Origin of the sequence: Georhizobium profundi, from assembly GCF_003952725.1 — a bacterium.
Classification (GTDB): Bacteria; Pseudomonadota; Alphaproteobacteria; order Rhizobiales; family Rhizobiaceae; genus Georhizobium; species Georhizobium profundi.
In genome coordinates, this window is record NZ_CP032509.1 from 1320211 (window position 1) to 1342047 (window position 21837).

At 60.4% G+C, this 21837-nt stretch carries 17 protein-coding genes; 12 read left to right on the forward strand and 5 right to left on the reverse strand.

All coding sequences use genetic code 11. From position 1 onward, the window contains the following. The first annotated feature begins 157 nt into the window (after nt 1-157). Nucleotides 158-1327, forward strand: coding sequence for a nucleotide sugar dehydrogenase (locus D5400_RS06175; RefSeq protein ID WP_280987998.1), 1170 nt, complete (start codon nt 158-160; stop codon nt 1325-1327). Nucleotides 1328-1633: 306 nt separating this feature from the next. Here the strand turns inward: D5400_RS06175 and D5400_RS06180 are convergent, their stop codons facing one another. The 5 genes from D5400_RS06180 to D5400_RS06195 form a co-directional block, all read right to left on the reverse strand. Next, the gene (locus tag D5400_RS06180; RefSeq protein ID WP_126008675.1) at nt 1634-1981 is read right to left on the reverse strand and encodes a hypothetical protein; all 348 of its coding nucleotides are present in this window, start codon (nt 1979-1981) and stop codon (nt 1634-1636) included. Nucleotides 1982-3177: 1196 nt separating this feature from the next. Next, nucleotides 3178-5169, reverse strand: a complete 1992-nt coding sequence (locus tag D5400_RS21480) for an AAA family ATPase (RefSeq protein WP_342635469.1) — start codon at nt 5167-5169, stop codon at nt 3178-3180. Beyond that, nucleotides 5166-5594: a hypothetical protein gene (locus D5400_RS21485; RefSeq protein WP_245451449.1), complete on the reverse strand. Its 429-nt coding sequence runs from the start codon at nt 5592-5594 to the stop codon at nt 5166-5168. Before D5400_RS21485 ends, D5400_RS21480 begins: the two co-directional genes overlap by 4 nt. A 99-nt stretch (nt 5595-5693) precedes the next feature. Next, nucleotides 5694-6641, reverse strand: coding sequence for a hypothetical protein (locus tag D5400_RS06190; RefSeq protein WP_126008679.1), 948 nt, complete (start codon nt 6639-6641; stop codon nt 5694-5696). Between the two features lie 497 nt (nt 6642-7138). Further along, the gene (locus D5400_RS06195) at nt 7139-8701 is read right to left on the reverse strand and encodes a site-specific integrase (RefSeq protein WP_126008681.1); all 1563 of its coding nucleotides are present in this window, start codon (nt 8699-8701) and stop codon (nt 7139-7141) included. Nucleotides 8702-9536: 835 nt separating this feature from the next. Between D5400_RS06195 and mbhE the strand changes: the two genes are divergently transcribed. The 11 genes from mbhE to D5400_RS06250 all read left to right on the forward strand — a co-directional run bounded on the left by mbhE (nt 9537) and on the right by D5400_RS06250 (nt 21835). Continuing rightward, the gene (gene mbhE / locus D5400_RS06200) at nt 9537-11864 is read left to right on the forward strand and encodes a hydrogen gas-evolving membrane-bound hydrogenase subunit E (protein ID WP_126008683.1); all 2328 of its coding nucleotides are present in this window, start codon (nt 9537-9539) and stop codon (nt 11862-11864) included. A 6-nt stretch (nt 11865-11870) separates the two neighbouring features. Continuing rightward, nucleotides 11871-12275 (forward strand): MnhB domain-containing protein, encoded by a 405-nt coding sequence (locus tag D5400_RS06205; RefSeq protein ID WP_126008685.1) that lies wholly within the window; start codon nt 11871-11873, stop codon nt 12273-12275. Further along, nucleotides 12272-12658 (forward strand): NADH-quinone oxidoreductase subunit K, encoded by a 387-nt coding sequence (locus D5400_RS06210; RefSeq protein WP_126008687.1) that lies wholly within the window; start codon nt 12272-12274, stop codon nt 12656-12658. The genes D5400_RS06205 and D5400_RS06210 overlap by 4 nt, the downstream gene beginning before the upstream one ends. Continuing rightward, nucleotides 12651-14156 (forward strand): Na+/H+ antiporter subunit D, encoded by a 1506-nt coding sequence (locus tag D5400_RS06215; protein ID WP_126008689.1) that lies wholly within the window; start codon nt 12651-12653, stop codon nt 14154-14156. The genes D5400_RS06210 and D5400_RS06215 overlap by 8 nt, the downstream gene beginning before the upstream one ends. Next, complete coding sequence (locus tag D5400_RS06220; protein ID WP_126008691.1) at nt 14153-14488, forward strand: Na+/H+ antiporter subunit E; 336 nt, start codon at nt 14153-14155, stop codon at nt 14486-14488. The genes D5400_RS06215 and D5400_RS06220 overlap by 4 nt, the downstream gene beginning before the upstream one ends. After that, a complete protein-coding gene (locus D5400_RS06225; RefSeq protein ID WP_126008693.1) occupies nt 14485-14778 on the forward strand; it encodes an MrpF/PhaF family protein in 294 nt (97 codons plus the stop codon). Before D5400_RS06220 ends, D5400_RS06225 begins: the two co-directional genes overlap by 4 nt. Continuing rightward, nucleotides 14775-16007 (forward strand): monovalent cation/H(+) antiporter subunit G, encoded by a 1233-nt coding sequence (gene mnhG, locus D5400_RS06230; RefSeq protein ID WP_126008695.1) that lies wholly within the window; start codon nt 14775-14777, stop codon nt 16005-16007. Before D5400_RS06225 ends, mnhG begins: the two co-directional genes overlap by 4 nt. A gap of 40 nt (nt 16008-16047) precedes the next feature. Next, nucleotides 16048-17490 (forward strand): sensor histidine kinase, encoded by a 1443-nt coding sequence (locus tag D5400_RS06235; RefSeq protein WP_205665524.1) that lies wholly within the window; start codon nt 16048-16050, stop codon nt 17488-17490. A gap of 4 nt (nt 17491-17494) precedes the next feature. Then, nucleotides 17495-18820 (forward strand): sigma-54-dependent transcriptional regulator, encoded by a 1326-nt coding sequence (locus D5400_RS06240; RefSeq protein ID WP_126008697.1) that lies wholly within the window; start codon nt 17495-17497, stop codon nt 18818-18820. Nucleotides 18821-18947: 127 nt separating this feature from the next. After that, the gene (locus tag D5400_RS06245; protein WP_245451450.1) at nt 18948-20405 is read left to right on the forward strand and encodes a phosphohexomutase domain-containing protein; all 1458 of its coding nucleotides are present in this window, start codon (nt 18948-18950) and stop codon (nt 20403-20405) included. Next, complete coding sequence (locus tag D5400_RS06250) at nt 20405-21835, forward strand: mannose-1-phosphate guanylyltransferase/mannose-6-phosphate isomerase (protein ID WP_126008699.1); 1431 nt, start codon at nt 20405-20407, stop codon at nt 21833-21835. Before D5400_RS06245 ends, D5400_RS06250 begins: the two co-directional genes overlap by 1 nt. The last annotated feature ends 2 nt before the right edge of the window (nt 21836-21837 follow it).

Here is a 21837-nt window from a genome sequence, read left to right on the forward strand (position 1 = left end):
GGATGTGTCTTTTTCCCGTCAAATGGTTTGTTGGCGGGAGTGAATTACAATAGGTCACGATCCGGCAAGTGACTGGTCGCCATTACGTCTGTGATTGTGAGCCAGATAAGCTTTGCTGCAGGCTCAGCCGTATTCAACAAGAAAGCTCTGATTTCTGATGATGAAAATCGCCGTTGCCGGTGCCGGCTATGTCGGTCTCTCCAATGCCGTCCTTTTAGCCGCAGCGCACGATGTTGTTGTTTATGATGTCGATGACGATCGAGTTGCCAAGATCAATGCCAAGAAGTCACCGATTGCCGATGAAGATATCGAAAGGTTCTTACTCGAACGCGACTTATCGATCTCGGCGACCACGAATGATCAGGCTGCCTTTGAGGGGGCCGACTATGTGATCGTCGCAACGCCGACGAACTACGATACGCATACCAACCGTTTTGATACGCAGAGCGTCGAAGGTGTGGTCCAGACCGTTCGGTCAATCAATTCGACGGCGGTCATAGTCATTAAATCGACAGTTCCAGTTGGTTACACGGCTCACCTCAGCGCTAAAACCTCCGACTGTCGGATACTATTTTCCCCAGAATTTCTTCGCGAGGGGCGCGCGCTTCGGGACAACTTATTCCCCTCACGCATTGTTGTGGGGGGACTGCGTCAGGATGCTGAGGCATTTGCAGACATACTTCGTTCTGCTTCGAGTAATCCCGATGTATCGATCCTCCTAACTGGATCGTCAGAAGCAGAGTCCATCAAGCTTTTCTCCAATTCCTACCTTGCTATGCGCGTAGCCTTTTTCAATGAACTCGATACTTATTCGATTACAAATGGGTTGGACACTCAGTCGATCATCGAAGGCGTAGGATTAGACCCGCGCATCGGAAGCCATTACAACAACCCGTCGTTTGGATATGGAGGCTACTGCCTGCCAAAAGACACTAAGCAACTCCTAGCAAATTTTGAAAATATTCCGCAGAGCTTAATCCGTGCAGTCGTCGAGGCGAACGATGTCCGCAAAGACTTTATCGCTGATAGGGTGGCATCAATGTCCCCACGCGTCGTTGGGGTTTTTCGTCTCATCATGAAGAAGGATTCGGACAATTTTCGCGAGTCGTCGATCCAGGGGATTTTGCAACGGATCCGAGATCGCGGAATCGAGGTCTTAATTTACGAGCCAAATTTGTCTGAAAATCGATTCCTGGAGTGCGAAGTGGTCCGAGATGTCAGCGACTTTAAAAACCGGTCAAATATCATCATATCCAACCGCAAATTTGAAGAACTGGAAGATGTGACCCATAAAGTATATACCCGCGATATTTTCGGGAAGGATTAAGGCAGCTAGCCATGATCGTTTTAGAACACGTTTCGAGTGCACCTCGAACGCGATCCTTGCCGGATCGAAGGATCATCGCGTCGACTGATACTGGGTGGCTGCGGCGATCGAGGATAGGCGTGCTCGACAGGAGGGAACACTGTTCCTGGATTCGATTTTGCGCGCCTAACATTTCTGATTCACATTCGGAGAATCCCGTTTCTAAAGTAGGGAGTAACGGAGGGAATGCCGGGATTGGTGTTGAACGGCGTTTATAAGGTCGTCCCGTAATCCTTTGGTCGCGGCGGGCAACCCAGGCTGCTGATGTCAGTCACCCATATCGCTCAGGTGCCGCTTCCGGCGAAACGGAGGCTTGTTTGATTGACGGTACCGCTCAACGAGTTCGTCAAGCGCGATCTCGCTTTGGCGCTCGTCGAAGCCCTGAGCTTTGAGCGCTTCAAGAACAGTACACTGCATCCAGTCGCGGTGTTTCGGCTCAGCTTTCTCTGCCATCCGGATCGACTTCCACAGCCAAACGCGTGCGATGTCGTCGCGATCAGGACGTCGCAAGTCCCGCATCTCATCTCGATAGGCCTGTTGCCGCTCACGCTGCTCTCGCCGCCGGATGGCTGCTTGGCGCGTTTCTGTTGTGCGCTTCTTGGAACGGCTGGTCATGAGCAGCATCCCTTCGGTCCAATGTTGACACGGCGGCGCATGCGCGGCCGGTGGCGTGACGTTCTGGACGTTGGGTGAGTTTGGCAGGCGTCGAGGCGGGTGATGGTCGTTGGCTTTGGTCGATGGGTCATGGAGAATGCTCTGGAGCAAGATGCCCCTTTATAAGGGTGCGTCGCCAAGCCTGTCGGCGCAATCCATCGCATTGGAATTCGTGCAGATGCGGACAGCGCACTTAGCCCATGCTGCCCAGGGTCGGCTCATCCCGTCACCAGCCACACGTGCAAACGCCGTTCAGCGGGTGAATCGCTTTCGTTAACGTCTGAATCTAAAACATCGAAATCGGATTGAATTACTTCAAATCGACCCGAAGTGTTTGAATGTTCGCACACATCGGGATGCCTTCAGGCGAGGCCTCATGAGAAAGCGGCTTTTTTCTTCGAATATAGGCCGCGAGCGATTCCAACCGGCCAAATTGCGCACATTTAGGGATGCATGCCGGTCGACCATCCGGCCGTGACGTCAACACTGATGCCGATAGCGAGAATGGGTGTCATATCCCCTAACGGCGTTTGTCGATGAATCGCAAATGTCACGACGTGAATCAGCATTGTCGACGGCCACCGGGGGGCTGCGGTCGGTAGAGTGCCAACGGCTCTCTGCCCCGATTGCGTCGGCTGGAAGAACGCTTGGAAAAGGACCGTCGAAAGCATGGGGCGAAGCACGTCCCTGCGGATCCGAGCGGACTTGGGCGGTCTTCTCGGGACAGCTTTACGCTCAAGAGCAGTGCCGACCCAAGATCAAACGCCGTTGCTGCGTGACTCGCGTTTATCGCATTCAGAATCGCGAAAATCGATCTATGGATCGCCGAAGCAAGCATTGAAGCCATGTGCGGAGACATCATCTCAATTGAATCTGCCCAGCACGCAAATCGAAATGTCTTCATCCGCCAAGCCCTGGGGGCGTGGCCCTTACGTGGGAAGGGGCATGGCGCAGGGAGTCGACGTACCGGATGCAGGTCGTCCCGTGGTTTCAATTGTGCCGTCATGTCAACATCGCGCATCTTGGCCGACCACCGCGCATGGCCTGCAAACGCCGTTTGCCGGTGAATCGGAAATCTCAAGCTGCTTGATGGATGGGCGAGGGGACTGCATTCGGGAAGTGATCTCCATCCGTTCGTGCTGCCCCTCGCTATTTAATCATGCGACGTTTTTCGTCTGCGCTGCACCACAACGTTTCGCTGATGTCCGCTGCCTCTCCATGAGGCTCTTCACCTGATGCCCAGGCATCGATCCATTTCGCACCAAATGCTTTGCGATAGCCTCGACCGCCTGCCGATCAGCCGAAACAATGTCCTTTGCTGTCTTCAGGCAGGATTTGAGGATGGCATCTACCCGCCCTTTGAGTTTGAGGTCGGATCGACGTAACCGATCGAGAGAATAAGCGTCTTGCGCGTCGTGGTAGACTAAAGACGAGCCAAACCCCATTGAGGTTTCCATGATTGTGGCGAGGTCAGTTGCCCGCTGCAGGTCGCTGCCGGGCACGGCACCCGCGCCATCTGCATGTTCGCCGTAAAACACGGTCTCCGCTGCGATGCCTGCCATCAGGATGGTGACTTCTTCTAGATAGCTTGCACGCGATCGCCGCTTCAGCGGCTGCTGCTGAATCGTAACGTGGCCGCCTAGCCCAGCATGATCGCGCCGGATGGTGCGGTTGATCTCGATCATCTCGACACCGCGCCCGAGTGCAGATGCTACGACCGCATGGCCAGCTTCATGGATTGCCATGACGTCAACGAGGTCGTCGGGCACCGCGATCTCTTGCGGAAGTTCGGCCATGAAGTCGTCGAGGGTGACGGCCCGACGTTCCTTGCGCGCACGCCGCCTCGCTCGGCGACAGAGCGCTTCGAGGTCAGCACCCGACCAGCCATCGGTCACCGACGCGATCTTCTCGACCACGTCATCGGCCAGCGCATCTGTCTGATGGACACGCAGGATGGCTCGCCGTGCTTCTTCGTCAGGAAGTGGAATGTCGATCTGACGATCAAGCCGTCCTGGGCGCAGTAGAGCCGGGTCGATCCCGTCGCTGTCGTTACAGGCACCGACGATGACGACACCTTCACGGTCGTCGAGCCCGTCGATGCACTCCAACAAACCGTTGACGACCTGAATCGAATAACTGGCGTGATGATCGCTAAACCGCGCTCGATCTCCGATCGAGTCGAACTCGTCGATGAACAGAATGCTCGGTGCATGTTTGCGGGCCTCCGCAAAATCCTTGCGCATGGCCTTGAGGAGATCACCGAGATGACCGGTCGCTTGCCATCGTGCAACAGACGCAGCGACGAGATGAGCGTCGCAACTCCGCGCCAGTGCCGCAGCGAAGGTCGTCTTGCCTGTCCCGGGCGGTCCGCACAGAAGAACACCGCGATCGACATCGGCCCAAGCGAGCGCTCCGGCTTTCCATGCAGCCAGGTCTGACGCGAGGTCGAGGCCCCAGCTCTTAGCGGCACCGTAACCGGCGAGTTCCTGGAGCGTCATCAAGCGCGGCTGCCGCGATGATGCGTCGGGCTGCTTTGACCGGCTCTCTTTCGCATCGTCCTCCGCGATGGCTGCTTCGACTTCATTGATGATCTCGCTGACTGATCGCCGCCGTCCCGTTGCAAGCGCCACGAGATCGATCGGCAGGCGCGCAATACGGTCGATCTCCCCGTTTGTGGCGGCCAGGCCGAGACAGACTTTCAGCGCTGCCCGCCAGTGCGCAGGTGTCGGAGGCTGCATCTGCAGCACAGCATCGAAACCCAAACGACACCTATGGGGGATGAAATCTAGGCTATGCGTTAGGAGCAGATACCTTGGCATCTCCATCAGCCGGACGGGCAGATCCTCCAACCACAATGGCGATGTCTCTGCATCCACTGGGTCGACGTCATACTCGAATAAATCCTGGAGATCGGGCTTACACTTAGACAAAGCGCGCCTTGCAGCGCTGACCATTGTCTTGGGCTCAAAACTCGGCGGCACGAGCAGGATGAACCGTCCCGGTTGCCCGGAGCGGAATTCGCGCTCGTTCCGGAGAGCGCGGACGATGATCGCCCGGCGCAGGAAACGCGCGAGACTCATGAAGCTTTTGTGCTCCTGTCGTTGTGACTGATCGGTGATGTGTCGAGGAAACGTCGCGTAAGCTTTCATGCGGCACCCCCGATCGCGTTGTTGGTGTTTGGCTGGAGCCGGACGCGTCCGTCTGGATCGGTGATGTACAGAAGCACCCGACTGTGGATGTGCTTGAGAACAAGAAGGGCGGCGTGATCCCCGGCGAGCCCGTGCCATCCGAGCTGCGCCAGGATGACGTTCGGAACAGAGCCTGGGCGGAAATTGCCCATCCGTGCAAAGTTCATTGCAAGCCCGATGAGCACTGCGGCATCCGGCAAATCAGAAACGAGGCGCGCCTTGCCGGATGCGGGCCGTGCTTGCTCGATGACTTGATCGCCAGCTCCACATGGCTGTTGAGAGCGAGCGATTGACGGATCGGATGTCGGACGGACGCGACGGGAAAGACGTTTCTCGGACGCCGCTTCGAGGGTGGGATTGACGGGGAATTTGATTGGCTTTTGCATGACACAGCTCCGCTGCTGCCGCTGCTCTCTCTGGGCGCGGCGCAGTTCAAAAGATGATGAGGGATGAGTAGCGGAGGGCAGGGGCCGAGCCCCTGCGCCTCAGGCGCTGACGCTGACTGGGTGCAGTCGCGCGAGACCGACCGGCGCTATGGGTGCAGCCCGGCGGTGTGGTGGTATTCGCTTCGTGCCGTTACCGAGATCGTCTTCGTCATCAACATCGGTCGATGCAGCGTCGCCAGATGACGGATCGGAACCGATCGTCGTTGCGAACCGCGACAGACTGAAAATGCCGACAGCGATTTCCCGCAAAAGCGCGTCGACTGCTGCCCGATAGACAACCCGGCATTGCTGCAGATCAGCCGCGAGGCCCGGCATACCGAGCAACGCGTCTAGATGACAGAGACCGAAAATGCCGTCTCCGTACGAAGCACGGCTGTCGGCCAGATCGAGGATCGCGATCTCGGTGCGCGTCACCATAGTTCGCTGATGCTCGGTGTATAGGATCTGCGGAGCAACCAAAGCAGCGGCCAACATGCGGGTCTTCAGCTGGTTGAGTTGGCGGTTGCCGGAATAAGACGAGAGAGACCGTTTGACGTCGACAATGATCGCGCGGCTGGTCGCTCTCTCAATGACGATGAGGTCGGGACGATAATGACGCGTCGCCCGTCGATCCGGATCAACTGCCAAGCTCGAAAGTCGCGACCACTCATTCAACGCAAGCATGCGCTCGGCGTCTTCGAGCACGGGCAGATCGATGCCGCTATCGAGAACCCGGAATCGGGGTTCGGATGAGACCTTTTCCCGTAGCAGCTGTTCCAGCATGCGCCCCTCGGCCGCGGCTACCTGCGCAGCAAGGGCAATGAGGCCAGCGGACTGCCAGTGCGCATCGACGCTTGCGGAGTGGCAGGATCGAAGCTGCCGAATGGCATCGTCGACGACCCGCCGATGCTGTAGGTCGACTGCATGCGACGACGCGGTCGATGATGGTGTTGAAAAGGAAGCTTGGTTTGCGGACGCAGCAAGGCGCACGGCATTGGAAGATGACATGATAGATTCCATCCTGGAACTGGCGCATCAGACGCGGAGGCGAGCGCAGATCAGGCGGCATCGAACCGGCGCAAAGGGAAGCGCTGGAAAAGATGACGCGACTGTTCAGCAGCTTGGGCGACTGGATGCGGAAGATTGAACTGAGGTGAGAAAGCCGTGGCGGCCGGGTCTACAGCGGACGACTGGCTATGCCGGGGTCGCGCAAGTCTGGGTGACACGATGGCGCTATTGGCGAAACGACGCGGTTGTGGGTGCTCGTTCTCAGTTCTAGGCAGGATGGGGGAATCTGGATATCTGTGTGCATAGCCTGGTGAACCTTTCAGGAGGTTTGGCGGGTCAGGCCTTCGGCAGTGTTGGTAGCACTGGCGGAGGCCGTCTCTCACGATGTGAGAAGATCTAGAATATGCGGTAGATCTGATAATTCAATTGGATAATGCCTCTCGGGCTATCCTTCCGTATCTAATGGTTAATGGCGTGCAGATCTGCATTCTTGCAGATCATGCTGCTTCTCGCTGATCCATCTGCTTAGCCTTTTCTTCCTCATACGCATCAAGGATGCTGTCGGTCCAGGCGGTCATCGCCGTCGACTTGAGGTTGATGTGCTGCGCGCCGCCGTAGGCCATCAATGTGATGCGCGCGGCGCGCTGTCGCCGAAACTCCTCCCGCTGCAGCATCGTCATCCGCTCGTCGTCGAGGCTTTGCGACAGTTTAATCTCGTGCGCCATGATGGCGGATGCGCCGCCAGGCATTCCCAGCTCATCCATTCGCTGGAGCAGGGTGCGGCGGATGTCGTGGGGCGACCACCATAGAATGCCTCTCTCGCTGAAGAGGTCGACCCGGGTCTTCTTGCGCGTCGGTGCGTCGTCGGTGCCTTGTTTCTTCGTGCGCTTTTGGTCCCTCATCGCCATGCGCTTCATCACGTTGTTGATGACTGATTTATGGGTGGGCTTGTCGGGGTTCGTTGAACTCGGGAAGGCCCAGTCGCTTCGGCCGACATATTTGCATTTCGCCAAGTGCTCCTGGATTTTGGCCGAGGCGCGCGGTGGTATCGGCAACACATGCGTCTGCCTGTTTTTCATGACGGACCCGTCCCAGGCCGCGAGCATCCAACCCTCGCGACCAGGCATCGTGTCCGCGTTGAAGTCATATGATTTCAGCATCAAGCCCGCTTGGGCCCGCTGGGCGGTCAGGGCTAGCCACCAGAGCCCCGCCAAGGCGCTCGGTGCCACGCCGACTTTCTTGTTGTATCGGCCCGGGAACGGCTTCGTCGAATACTCCTCTGCAATCAGCAGAGTTTTTACGATTTCCTGAATAGTTGGTCTTCGTGTCCTCGGCCTGACCCCGAAGGGGCTCGAAAGCATTCGCCACCACGGCTCGACTGTCTCCAGTCCCGCCTCCATCGAGTGAAACGCCGCTACGTGATCCATGACCGATCGGAAATTTGTGAGAAGCTTCTCCGAGGGTCGGATGCCATGCTTGTCTTTGATGGCCTTTCGCAGCGTTTCGATTTCACCTCGGGTGATGGAAGTGACCGGCTTCTCCAGCAGCGGCTGAAGGATCGGGCGGCTGAACGTGTGGCGGTATTCATCGACCGATCTGGGTCGCAGCGGTCGCTGCGCACTCGCATCCGACCGTTCCTTCAACGTCTCCTCAAGGCATGTTCGAAAAGTCCAAGTTTCTGCAACTGGCCTCACCGCAGAAACGGCCTTGTCATGATCCTTCAGGGAATGCCGGTTGGAAAGGTAATCGTCGACGAGCGCCTCTTCGCCATTTCGGATCATCGCCTGGACGTGACCAGCAATCTCCTTGGCTTCGATGATCCCCTTGATGGCCCACGGGTGCGTCTTTGGATGAGCGTAGCCGATGACCTTGGAGACCTTTGTGGTCTTCACCATCCAGGACACTTTGCCGCCTCGAAGGCGGAGCGCCAGGCCACGATGGCCTCGGTCCGTGAGGGTGTAGCTCTCATCGATTGCACCCTTCTTCGAGTTCTTGAGCGCTGCCCGGGAAGCCGCATCTACGTGGTGCATTTCAATGTATAGGTTGTGCTTTCCAACCATGAGTTTTGGGCTCCCAGAAAAATCCGTACCATTCTCGTACCATTTCAAATTTGTTGACAAGCCCTTTTCGCACAACGTGTTGAGTGATTCGTTAATGCCGAAACGAGCTCAAAACGTCAAAAAATGTCAACATTATCAGAAATTTATGCCCCAAAAGCGCTGCGCCATCGGGAGTTGTCAACATTTTTGGCTACAACCGAAAAAACCTCTACTTCGGATTGTGGATCCGGAGGTCGGAAGTGAAGGTCGAAGACGATTTCTGTGGGATACACAACCTGAAGACGAATCCCAATTAAGCATTGAAGATAGCAGAGATGGCTGCGGCGACGTTGATCTGCATCAGACGCAACTGGTCCCGTTCAACGCGTTGGGATTTCTAACCGATAGTTCGAGATGGATCCGTAGGGTAGTTTCGGATCGGGTGACGCGTGTAGAAGCTAGGTTCTTTCGAGCCGGCTGAGGCAACGACACTTATTCAGGTCGCTCCGCGTCACGGTATTAGGTCGTGCCGGCGGGGCGGGTGACGCGCACGTCAAAAAATCAGTGGTCATCGCCGTTCCCCCTGCATCTCAACCTGGATGTCCAGATGTTGCCGAGCGGTTAGCAGGCATCCAGCGGCCATGTCTTAAAAGTGCAGCAGGCGGCGATGCTCCGCCGTGCCGTCTTTATTCATGTCCCCTATAGCCGCGCATGTTCGAAATTTCGAACTCAAGTCGTGAAGCCGTGTTCGGCTTTCTGAACGTCCAGCCAACTGAATTATCCCAAGCATCTGAATACGTGGAACTTTCCATTCTGGCATGCCGCTTGCTGCTCTGATCGTGACCAGCAAAGAGGAATGCATGCCGTGACATTTGAATGGAGCATATTGATCGCTTTGGCGGGGGCCGTGGTTGCCCGGCCGGTTTCGTCGGTTTTGGGGCGGCACACGGGGTGGGCGATCAGTCTCATCCCGCTGTTCATCTTCGTGTCCATCTTCCTTCACGTCGCGCAGGTTGCGGGCGGAGAGGTGCTGTTTTCGCAGCTGTCCTGGGTGCCTTCGCTTGGGGTCGAACTCGCCTTCAGGCTCGATGGTTTCTCGCTCCTCTTTGCCTTGCTCATTACCGGGATCGGCACGCTGGTGACGATCTATGCGGGCGCCTATTTTGCCGAGAAGCCGAGCGGTGAGCTTGGCCGCTTCCTCAGCCTCATCATGCTGTTCATGACGGCGATGCTCGGCACGGTTCTGTCCGACAACCTCATCGTCATGTTCGTCTTCTGGGAACTGACGAGCCTCGCATCGTTCCTGCTGATCGGCTTCGACGGCCACAAGGAGGCTGCCCGCAAGTCGGCTCTTCAGTCGCTCATCGTCACTGGCGGCGGCGGGCTCGTGCTGTTTGCCGGCATCGTCGTGATCGGCATGACGCTCGGCACGTTCTCGTTCACCGAGGTGCTGGCGCGTTCCGACGAACTGGTTGCCAGCCCCTGGGCAGGCACAATCGCCGTGCTGGTCATGATCGGCGCTTTCACCAAGAGTGCGCAGTTTCCGTTCCACTTCTGGCTCCCGAATGCCATGGCGGCGCCGACACCGGCATCGGCCTATCTGCACTCGGCCACGATGGTGAAGCTCGGTGTGTTCCTTCTGGCGCGGTTCGATGGGGTCTTCGCCGAAATGCCGGCTTACGGGCATACGCTCGTCGTCGTCGGTTCCCTGACGATGATCGTCGCGGCGCTCCAGGCACTGCGCGCCGAAGGCTTCAAGGCGGTGCTGGCGCAATCGACCGTCGCGTCGCTCGGCATTCTCGTCATGCTGATCGGACTCACTGGCGAGGTCGCAGCCGTGGCGACGGTCGGGTTTATCCTGGCGCATGCGCTCTACAAGGCGGCGCTCTTCTTCTGCGCGGGCACGGCTATTCACGCCACGGGCGAGGCGAGCCTCAACAGGCTCGGCGGACTTGCCCGCTTCCTGCCGATCACGGCGGTTGCAGCCGTGCTGGCCAGCCTGTCCATGGCCGGTCTGCCGCCATTCGTCGGCTTCATCTCGAAAGAGTATCTATTCGAAGCCCAACTCGCCAACGACTGGAACATCATCCCGATCGCAGTGGCGGTGCTCGTTAACGCGGTGATGGTGGGTGTCGCCGGCGTCGTCTCCATCCGTCCGTTCTACTTCAAGCCGGAACGGGTCTCGGAAGTCCATCACGGCGAGACGGCCGGCCTGCTCATCGGTCCGATGCTGCTTGCCGCCGGCGGCATCCTGATCGGTCTCGTCCCGGCACCGGCCGCGCAATGGCTCATCGGTCCGGCCGCTTCGGCCCTCTATGGACAGCCGATCGACGTGTCGTTCTCGCTCTGGCACGGGCTGACCCCGATGCTGTTCCTGTCGGCGCTGGTCGTCTCCATCGGCGCGCTGATCGTCATCAAGTGGACGCAGATCCACACGGCGCTGAAGAGCTTCGATCATGCCTATGGGTTCCTTGGCGACCGCTTCTATCATGGTGCGCTGAATGGCGTTCTCGGTGCGGCGCGTATATCGACACAAACGCTGCAGAATGGCGACCAGCATCGTTACACGACGATCGTTCTGCTGACGGTCATCGCCGGGCTGGTCATTGCGTTCTTCGCAGCGCCGAGCGGGGATTTTCTGGCGGGTGAGGGCGATATCCGCATCTCGGTCGCGCTGGTTCTCCTGCTCACCGTCGTCGGAGCGGGGGCGACCATCGTGGTGCGCTCGCTGATCGCCGGCCTCGTGTCCGTCGGCATCGTCGGCTTCGGTTCGGCAGTCATCTTCATGCTGAACGGTGCTCCCGACCTGGCGCTGACGCAGATCGCGGTCGAGACCCTTATCGTGATCCTGATGACGGCCGTTCTCCTGCGGCTGCCATCGCGCACCCGTCATTCTCGCACGGTCTCCGAACGGCGGCGCGACGGGCTGATTGCGGGTGGCTTTGCCGCCGTGATGTTCGTCGCGCTCGCATCCATCGGGGTGACACCGGTCGATCTCAGGCTGTCGGAGTATTTCGGCGAGACGAGTTATCTCGAAGCCTATGGCCGCAACGTCGTGAACGTCATCCTCGTCGACTATCGCGCGATCGACACGCTTGGCGAGATCGCCGTCGTCGCCATCGCCACCATCGCAGCGTGGGGCCTGCTGCGCGGTGCCATCAAACCCCTTCGCACAAAGGAGTAAGCGGTCATGTCCGTCATCTTCTCAACCATGTCGCGGCTCTTCTTCGTGCTGATGCTGGTCGCCTCGATCTACATGCTGTTTCGCGGTCACAACGAGCCGGGGGGCGGGTTCATCGGTGGGCTGTTCGCAGCGCTTGCCTTTGCGCTTCTGGCGCTCGCCGACAGTGTTGCGGCGGCACGCAAGGCCTTGATCGTCCATCCGGTCGTGCTGATCGGCTCCGGGCTCTTCCTCGCCTTCCTGAGCGGTCTTCCAGGCCTCTTCTCGGACGGGTCCTTCCTGACCCACTGGTGGGCGGAACTCGGCTCCACGCATCTCGGCACGGCAACGATCTTCGACATCGGTGTCTTCATGGTCGTCATTGGCGGCGTTCTCGCCCTGGTATTTCGTTTTTATGAAGGAGTGGAGCAGTGAGCCTGATCTACGCTTTCGCAGTCGCGGCCCAAATGGGTGCCGGCGTCTATCTCCTCTTGTCGCGTCACGTGATGCGCATCCTCTTCGGGGTGGTGCTTTTGTCGACGGCGGCAAACCTGCTGATCTTCGTCTCGGGTGGCCTGCAGTTCACCGCTCCGCCGGTGATCCCGCAGGGTCAGCAAATGCTCGGCGAGGGAGCGGCCAACCCGCTGCCCCAAGCTCTCATCCTGACCGCAATCGTCATCGGCTTCGCGCTCGTGGCCTTTGCAGCCGCGCTCGTGTTGAAAGCCTATCAATCCTTGGGCTCGGTCTTCACCGACGAACAGAACGATGCCGAAGAGCTCGGCTCGCCCTTTGCCAAGAAGGCTGCCGACAATGTTTGATACGCTTCTCCTCTGGCCCGTCATCCTGCCGCTTGCCGGTGCGGCACTGGCAGCTGCGCTACATGCCTTCCCGGCTGTACAGCGGCAGGTGGCGCTCATCACCATGGTCCTGACCTTCGGCGCCTCGCTGTTTCTCGTCGATGCGGTCATGGAAGGCGCGATCCTGACCAAGGCATTCGGTGGATGGATGCCGCCTTTCGGCATCGTTTTCGTTGCCGATCGCTTCAGCGCCGCGATGGTCGTGATCTCGAGCCTGCTTGCGCTCTGTGCGCTCGTCTTCGCCATGGGCGATCTGCGTCAGCGGCAGGTGCGTTCGGGTTTCTATCCGCTCTTTCTCGGCCTGATGATCGGCGTCAATGGCGCGTTTCTGACCGGCGACATCTTCAATCTCTATGTGTGGTTCGAAGTGATGCTGATCGCGACGCTCGGTCTCATCACGCTCGATCGGACACGGGCGCAGATCGACGGCGCGATCAAATACGCCGTGCTGAACCTCTTCTCCACCATCCTGTTCCTGATGGCCGTCGGTCTGCTCTATGGAGCAACCGGCACGCTGAACATGGCGGATCTGGCGGTGGTGCTGCCGCAGACCGAGCCATCGGCTGCGCTGACGCTCACGGCGATGATGTTCCTGCTTGCCTTCGGCATCAAGGCCGGGTTCTTCCCGATGTTCTTCTGGCTGCCGGCCTCTTACCACACGGCGTCCATCATCGTTTCGGCGGTCTTTGCCGGCCTGCTGACGAAGGTCGGCGTCTACGCGCTCTTCCGCGTCTTCACGCTGTTGTTCGAGGTGGATAACGGCACACTGAAGCCGCTGATCGCGGTCATCGCGGCTGGAACGATGCTGTTTGGCGTGTTCGGAGCCGCGATCCAGTGGGATGTGCGCCGTATCCTGTCGTTCCATATCATCAGCCAGATCGGCTACATAATGCTGGGCCTGGCGGTGGCGACGCCGCTCGCGCTTGCCGGCGCCGTCTTCTACATCATCCACCACATCGTGGTGAAGGCGAACCTCTTCTTCGTCGCCGGCGCCATTCACCGGGCCACCGGGTCGTTCGACCTGCGCAAGTCCGGTGGGTTGATGAAGGCTTCGCCGCTTCTGGCAGTGCTTTTCGCCATTCCGGCGCTGTCGCTGGCAGGCATACCGCCATTGTCGGGCTTCTGGGCCAAGTTCATGGTCGTCGATGCGTCCTTCCAGGGCGAGGCGGCATGGCTTGCCGCCGTTGCGCTGTTCGTCGGGCTTTTGACGATCTTCTCGATGAGCAAGATCTGGATCGAGGCTTTCTGGAAAGAACACCCGCGTGCCGTGCGTGCGCGTCCGGTTCCGGCGGTCATGCTGGTGCCGATCGCGGCGCTCGGCATCATCACGCTCGCCATCGGCTTCAATCCCGAACCGCTCGTCGCATTCTCGAACCTGGCTGCGGAGAGCATGGGCGATCGCACGCAGCTCATCGGCGCCTTCTATGGCGGTGAGCACACAGCAGGAGTAACGCCATGAACTTCCTCAATCGCTCCGTTCAGGCGGTGGTTCTGTCTGCCGTCTTCATCAAGGAACTGGTGCTCTCATCGGTTGCAGTGGCGCGTCAGGTTCTCGGAGACAGCGCTGCTCTGCGGCCGGCAATCCTGGCGGTTCCGGTGGGCTTGCGCAGCCGTGCGGGCATCACCACACTCGCCAATTGCGTCAGCCTGACGCCTGGAACCACCTCGCTGCATGTGAGCGAGGACCTGTCCACACTTTACGTCCACGTTCTCGATGCACCGGATCCGGACGCCGTGGTGACAAGCATCAAGAATACATTCGAGACGCGCATCAAGGAGATTGAAGGATGATCGAGTTTCTGGACGGCATTCTGTCGACCTTCGCCGCGGCGATGATCGTGATTCTGATGGTGCCGCTCACGCTGGCGGCCATCCGCATGATGACGGGGCCCGGCTATGCGGATCGCTTCGTTGCACTCGACATGCTGACGGGGATAGCGGTCGCCATCGCGGCATTGACGATGATCGTGACCGGGCGCCGGGAATTTCTCGATATCGCCTTCGGCATCGCGCTCATCGGCTTTCTCGCGACATGCTCGCTGTCGGCCCTGCTCGAGAAGAAGAAGGAGAACGAGAAATGATCGCGCTTCTCTCCATTCTGTTCAAGCTCGCGGGCGTTGTCTTTCTCTGCATTGCGGCACTTGGCGTGATGCGCCTGCCCGATCCGTTCCAGCGCATGCATGCCGCCACCAAGGCTGGCACGCTCGGCGCTGGCCTCGTCATCATCGGCAGCGTCATCGCCCATGGCGCGCTCGATGCGACGATCCTCGGTATCTTCACCGTCATCTTCCTGCTTCTGACCGTGCCGGTTGCCGGCCATCTTCTTGGCCGGGCCGCCTATGTATCGGGGGCGCGGCTGTCGCTTGGCGGTGACAACGCTCTCGAAGGCGTGCTCGAGCGGTCGAGCCTGCCGCTGGACGAGCGCATGGGCTGGCTTCCGGCGAATGTAGATGGCGTGAAGTCGCCGGCACCAAAGGCATTTGCGCCGGAGCGATCGAAGGCCTCGCTGCAGCGCCTGGAATCGGTGCGTTTCGCTGTGATCGATGGCAATGTCGATCTGGTCGCGCAACGTGCCTCCAGCGTTGCGAAGCAGAACGAGGCCAAGCTTTCCGCGCACGTGCTCATCGATGGCCATGCGATCGACACGGCGGAAGATCCGGCGCAGATGCGCCGGCTCATCCGCGACCGCGCAAGCAAGGCCGTGAACACGCTGAAGAGTTTCATCGGCGTCGATGCCGTGCTCAATTACAGCGAGGGCGATCCGGAACAGCTGCTCGCCTGCGACGGGTCGGGAGAGGAACTTCTCGTCCTGCCATGCCAAGGCTGGTTCCATCACCAGGTCGAGGGGCGCCGCAGCCTGACGACATGGGAGCCGGATGGTCTCTTGCGGCTACCGTCCGTTCATCGGGGCCCTGTGCTATTTGCCGGCAAGCACCTCGCGTCGGGTGCGGCGACGATCGTCGTGCGCGACTGTGCGGAGGACCATCTGCCCGCGCTGGTGGAATGGGCGCTCTTGGCGCAGTTGTGGCCAGTGGAGAGTCTCGTCCATGTCGCGGATCGCAGTGCCGACACGCGCGCGATCGAAGAAATTGCCAGGAACTTCCGTTGCGGATACCGGCTCATCGAGGCGAGTGCAGAGGGTTGCGCCATCCCGGATGAACTGCGGGATGCGGACGCCGTCATCCTTGGTGCAACACCCAAGCCGCTTCGCACCAGCTGGTTCGGCGCCCATTGGCGGTCGCGCATCGCCCCAGACATGAGCGGCGACGTGCTTATCATGGAAGCGCCGGCAGGCCGTGCTTCTGCCTGAGTCTGTTGCAGCGGCGGCAAGGTGATGTATGGCTGTTGCCATGCAGTCGCGACTTCGCCAGACCTTGCCGCTGACCCTGGCTTTGCCGCTGTTCGTGGCGGTCGCGATCTTCGTCGTCGCGGTCGGTACGACCCAACTCGGTATAAGGCTGCTGCAGTCCAACAGCGAGTCGGCGCTGCGCGATCAGGCTGCTGTCTTTCTCGACGCGCTTGCGGGCAATATCGCAGCCGAGACGTCCGACACGCCGGCGGCCGTGGAACGGCAACTCGAGGCGTCGCTGACCTATCGGACGGCGCTGCTCGAAGAAGCCATGGCGGCACGCTGGACGGACGTATCCGGTACCACGCAGACGATGGTTCTTGGCGAAGCCCACCGATCGCTTCTCGCCACGGCACTCGATGACGCAGCACATCTTGGTGCCGGCGAAACGGTCTTCAGCGCGTTTCCCGATCGGGGTCTGCTTCTCGTTCTCAGAACCTATGCCATGGACGATCGCGTCCTGTTTCTGGCTGCGACCTTCGACACGACGCCTGTCAAGGAGACGGCCGACACGGCTTCGGGGGTCGCACTCGGCATCGATTTCCTGGTCGCGATCATCGCCGCCATAGCCGTTTACATGATCACCCGGCGCGCGCTTGCCCCGCTCGACACATTCATCAACCGGCTGGCTGACCAGGACGCGCTGACGACGGCGTTGGCCTCGTGGCGTCAAGGCGACGAGTTGCGCCAGCTGGAAGCGGCTTTGGCACTCCGCGAGCGATCTGAAGCCGAACGCATGAAGCTGCTCGAACAGATGGCGCAGCAGGAGCGCGATGCTCTTCTCGCGCGCATGGCGGCTGGGATCGCACACGAGGTGCGCAATCCGCTGGCGGGCCTGAAGAACGGCGTTTCGACCTTGAAACGATATGGCGACCGCCCGGAGGTTCGCGAACAGACGCTCGACTTGCTCGAAAAGGGTCTCGACAGCATCGGTCGTGTCGTCGACGTGACGCTTTCGACCTATCGTCGGCGCTCGGGCACCAGCCGCCTGTCTGCACGCGATATCCGCGATCTCGACCTTCTCATCCAGCCCGAGGCAAGACGGTTCGGCGTTCAGCTTGAGTGGGTACTCGACGAAGCTGTGGCGATCGATGTTGACGGCGATGCGTTACGGCAGATCCTCATCAACCTGCTCTTGAATGCCGTGCGGGCTTCGCCTGCCGAGGGGAAGGTGACCGTCACGCTCGCACAGGATGTGCGAGACCACACCGTTTCGATCGAGATTCAGGATGAAGGCCAGGGAATGCCGCCTGAAATGGTCGCCGCGATCATCTCGGGCCAGTTGGAAGCGATACCGGCCGAGCGGGGCATCGGTATCTGGGTCATCGCCAATCTGGTCGAACAGATCGGTGCCAGCCTTTCGATCCGCAGCGAGGATGGCGCCGGAACGATGGTCAGGATAACGCTTGCCGCACCAACCGCTCCAGCGGCAACCAACGGGTGACTTGATGTCTGGTGCACTGATCTTGCTGGTCGAAGATGATGCCACGCTTGGAGCATCTCTGCGCCAGCGGCTGGAACTGGAAGGGTTCGGCGTCAGCTGGGCGCGATCGGCCGCGGAGGCGCGCACTCTGCTGGCGTCGCTGCAGCCGGCGATCATCCTTTCGGATATCCGCCTGCCGGATGGCGATGGCGAGACGGTCATGCGCAGCCATTTCGACCGCAATGGCCTCGTGCCGACGATCTTCATGACGGCATTCGGCGACATCGACCAGGCCGTGCGGCTCGTGCGTGCCGGCGCGCTGAACTACGTGACGAAGCCCTTCGACCTTGATCAGCTGATCGAGGAGCTTCAAAACATCACCCGCAGATCGCTGGTGAAGGAGGCTCCGGCCGATCCGTTCGAAAACAGCCCGGCCATGCGCGAGATCGGGCAGATGCTGAAGCGTGCGGCGGCGACCGACATGCCCGTGCTGCTGCTTGGCGAGACGGGCACGGGCAAGGAGGTCGCCGCGCGCTATCTCCATGCCAGCGGGTCACGGTCGTCGGCGCCGTTCGTTCCCGTCAATTGCGGGGCGCTGCCTGCTGATCTTGCCGATTCGATGATCTTCGGTCATGAGCGTGGCTCATTCACCGGCGCGGTCGGCGCACATCGCGGCTTCATCGAGGAAACGGAAGGCGGGACGCTGTTCCTGGACGAGATCGGCGATCTCCCGCTCCCACTGCAGGTGAAGCTTTTGCGGGTGCTGGAATCGCGCGAATACCGACGGCTCGGCGGCAGCGATACGCGGAACTTCAATGGTCGGATCGTCTGTGCGACGAACCGGGATCTCGCCGCGCTCGTCGCGGAGGAGAAATTTCGCGAAGATCTCTGGTTTCGTATCAACGTCATCACGCTGCAGCTTCCGCCGTTGCGCGAGCGTGGCAGCGACATCGGTGGGCTGTTGAGAACCTTCGTCGCTTCGGCGGCGCAAAAAGCAGGTCGACTGCCACCGGAAATCCATGCGGAAGCGATCGATGCTGCGCTGGCGCATGGCTGGCCGGGCAACATCCGCGAGATGATCAACCGCGTCGATCGGGCGGTGGCGCTCGGCAACGACACCGTGCTGACCGCACGCGATCTTTTTCCCGACGGCAGCGTCGCCCGATCGGAGCCACGGGCACAACCCGTGGACGACACGCTATCAGCCGCCCGGGAGGCGGCCGAACGTGCCCAGATCGTCTCGGCTCTCGCCAAGACAAACGGCTCTTTGAAGGACGCCGCGGAACTGCTCGGCGTGTCGCGCACGACGTTGTGGGACAAGATGCGCCGTTACGGGCTCGGCGACCAATGATGCCCTTGATTGAAACTGGCCACCTTTGCGGGAAGCGCTATCTGTCATGTCTTGCGCCCGCATTTCAGGATTGTCCCGCCTCTCATGAATTTGAATCTACCTGTGCTCAGGCCTGTCCGGTATCCACGTGAGCGAACTAACCGTGTCTGAGGCCGTCAAATTCGGCACCAGCGGCGTCCGGGGCCTCGCTGATCGCCTGCTCGGCGGCGATGCGGGCATCTACACACGGGCCTTTATCGAGCATCTCATGCGCTCCGGCCTAGTCGCGGCGGGCGGCTCAATTGCTGTCGGCGAGGATTTGCGGCCGAGCTCTGCTGCAATCGGCGAGGCGGTGTGCGCAGCGATCTTTCAGGCTGGCCTAAAGCCCGTGCGCTGTGGTGCCGTCCCGACGCCCGCTCTGGCGTGCTTCGCGATGGGCCGTGGCATGGCGGCGATCATGGTGACGGGTTCGCACATTCCAGCGGATCGCAATGGGCTGAAATTTTACCGACCGGATGGCGAAATCGACAAGCAGGACGAAGCCGCGATCATGCAAATCCTTGCCGAGCAGAGCTCGCATGCGGTCGGCGCGCATTCGACAGGCGAGGTGGCCGCAGCCGAAGCCGACGCGCTCGCGTTCTATCGCGATCGGTATCGCGGCTTTCTGCCCGACGCGGCGCTTGCCGGTCGCCGGGTCGGGATCTGGGAACAATCCTCCGTCGCGCGGTCGTTGCTTGGCGAGATCGTCACCTCATCGGGTGGCGAGCCTGTGCTGCTCGGTCGCTCTGCACAGTTCGTGCCCGTCGATACCGAGGCGCTGGGCGCGACCGATGCCGCTCGGCTTGCTGCCTGGATCGTCAGCGAGCAGCTCGATCTCATGATTTCGACCGATGCGGATGCCGATCGCCCGCTTGTCATCGACGAAAAGGGGCGGCAGGTGCGCGGCGATGCGCTCGGCCTGATCGCCGCGAAAATTCTCAACGCAGGCAGCGTCGTCACGCCCGTGACCTCGAGTTCGGGAATCGAAGCGGGCCTCTCGGCGCCCGTGCTGCGCACCCGGGTCGGTTCGCCCTTCGTGATTGCCGGCATGGCAGAAGCCGTCTCTGCCGGCCACCGAAACGTCGTCGGCTTTGAGGCCAATGGCGGGTTTTTGACCGGCAGCGACATCACCTATTCAGGCCATGTGCTGCCGGCCTTGCCGACGCGCGATGCGCTCTTGCCGATCCTCTGCATATTCATTGCCATGGGCGAAACCGGCGCGGCTGCCTCGGAAATCGTTTCGGGGCTTGGCCTGCCTGTGGCGCTCAGCGATCGGCTTCAGAATTATCCGATCGCCAAGGGCCAGACGCTCATGCGCCGGCTGGCGGACGACGCGGCGTTTTGCGAGCAGTTTCTCGATGGTCTCGGTGCCGTCGAAGGAAAAGATGCGACCGACGGCGTGAAGTTCTTCCTGGCTGAACGGATGATCTTGCATTTACGCCCGTCCGGCAACGCACCTGAAATGCGCTGCTACGTGGAAGCGCCGAACCGAGATGCCGCGGAGGCACTGCTTACGGAAGGGCTGAGGCGCCTGAAGGCGTTCGCTCTCGTGGGAGTGGAACACTGATGCCGGCATCGGCGCCGCTCATTCCGGTGCTTCTGGCGGGCGGGTCCGGCTCGCGGCTTTGGCCGCTGTCGCGTCAGCTGAACCCAAAGCAGTTTTTGCCGCTGACCAGCGATCGCACCATGCTGCAAGAAACGGCGCTGAGACTTTCCGGCATGGCGGCCGACCCGATCCTCATCTGCAACGAGGAGCACCGGATCCTGGCCGCCGAGCAGTTGCGCGGCATTGGTGCCAAGGCTCAGTCGATCGTGCTCGAGCCGGTCGGTCGCAACACGGCACCGGCCATCGCGGTCGCAGCGCTGAGGGCGCTTCAGGTGCATGAGGATCCGCTTCTCATCGTTCTGGCAGCGGATCACCTGATCCAGAATGTCGGTGCTTTTCGGCAAGCCGTCGAAAAGGCGCTGCCGCTCGCTCAGGACGGCCGGCTGGTGACCTTCGGCATCGTGCCGGACCGAGCCGAGACGGGGTATGGTTATATCCAGCAGGATGCTGCGATCGGTGAAGTCGGCTTCGAAGTCGCCTGCTTCGTCGAGAAGCCGGATCGGTCGACCGCTGAGGACTACATTGCTTCTGGCGACCACCTCTGGAACAGCGGCATGTTCCTTTTCCGGGCAAGCGATTATCTTAAAGAGCTCGAGCACCATGCGCCAGAGATCGTCGCGGCGTGCCGCCAGGCGCTCGACGGGGCGGTCGCCGATCTGGATTTCCTGCGCCTGGACCGGGCCGCATTCGAGGCGTGCCCAGCGGTCTCCATCGACTATGCCGTGATGGAGAAGACGACGCGGGCGGCGGTCGTGCCGCTGGATGCGGGATGGAGCGATATCGGGTCCTGGTCGGCGCTGTTCGATGTCCGGGAAAAGGACGCCGACGGCAACGCCTTTCGCGGCGATGTGATCGCGATCGCAAGTTCCCGTAGCTTCGTGGAAGCCGATCACCGACTGGTCGCCCTTGTCGGCACGACCGATCTCGTGGTGATCGAGACGAAGGATGCGGTCCTCGTCGCACACAAGGACAAGGTTCAGGACGTGCGCCACATCGTCGACGCCATCAAAGCCGATGGCCGTCGCGAGCATCTGAACCACCGCGAGCTCTATCGCCCCTGGGGCGCGATCGACACGGTCGATAGGGGCGGGCGCGATGCGGTGAAGCGCATCACCGTCAAGCCGGGAGCGGCCATGTCGACGCAGATGCACCACCACCGCGCCGAGCACTGGATCGTCGTGAGGGGCACGGCGAAAGTAACGATTGGCGATCGCGAGGTGATGCTTTCGGAGAACCAGTCGACCTACATCCCAGTCGGCGAGGTCCATCGGCTGGAGAATCCGGGCGTCATCCCGCTGGAGATCATCGAGATCCAGACCGGCAGCTATCTTGGCGAAGACGACATCGTGCGCTTTGCGCCGCCGAAGCTGCCCGGCGACGACGATCGTTGAGC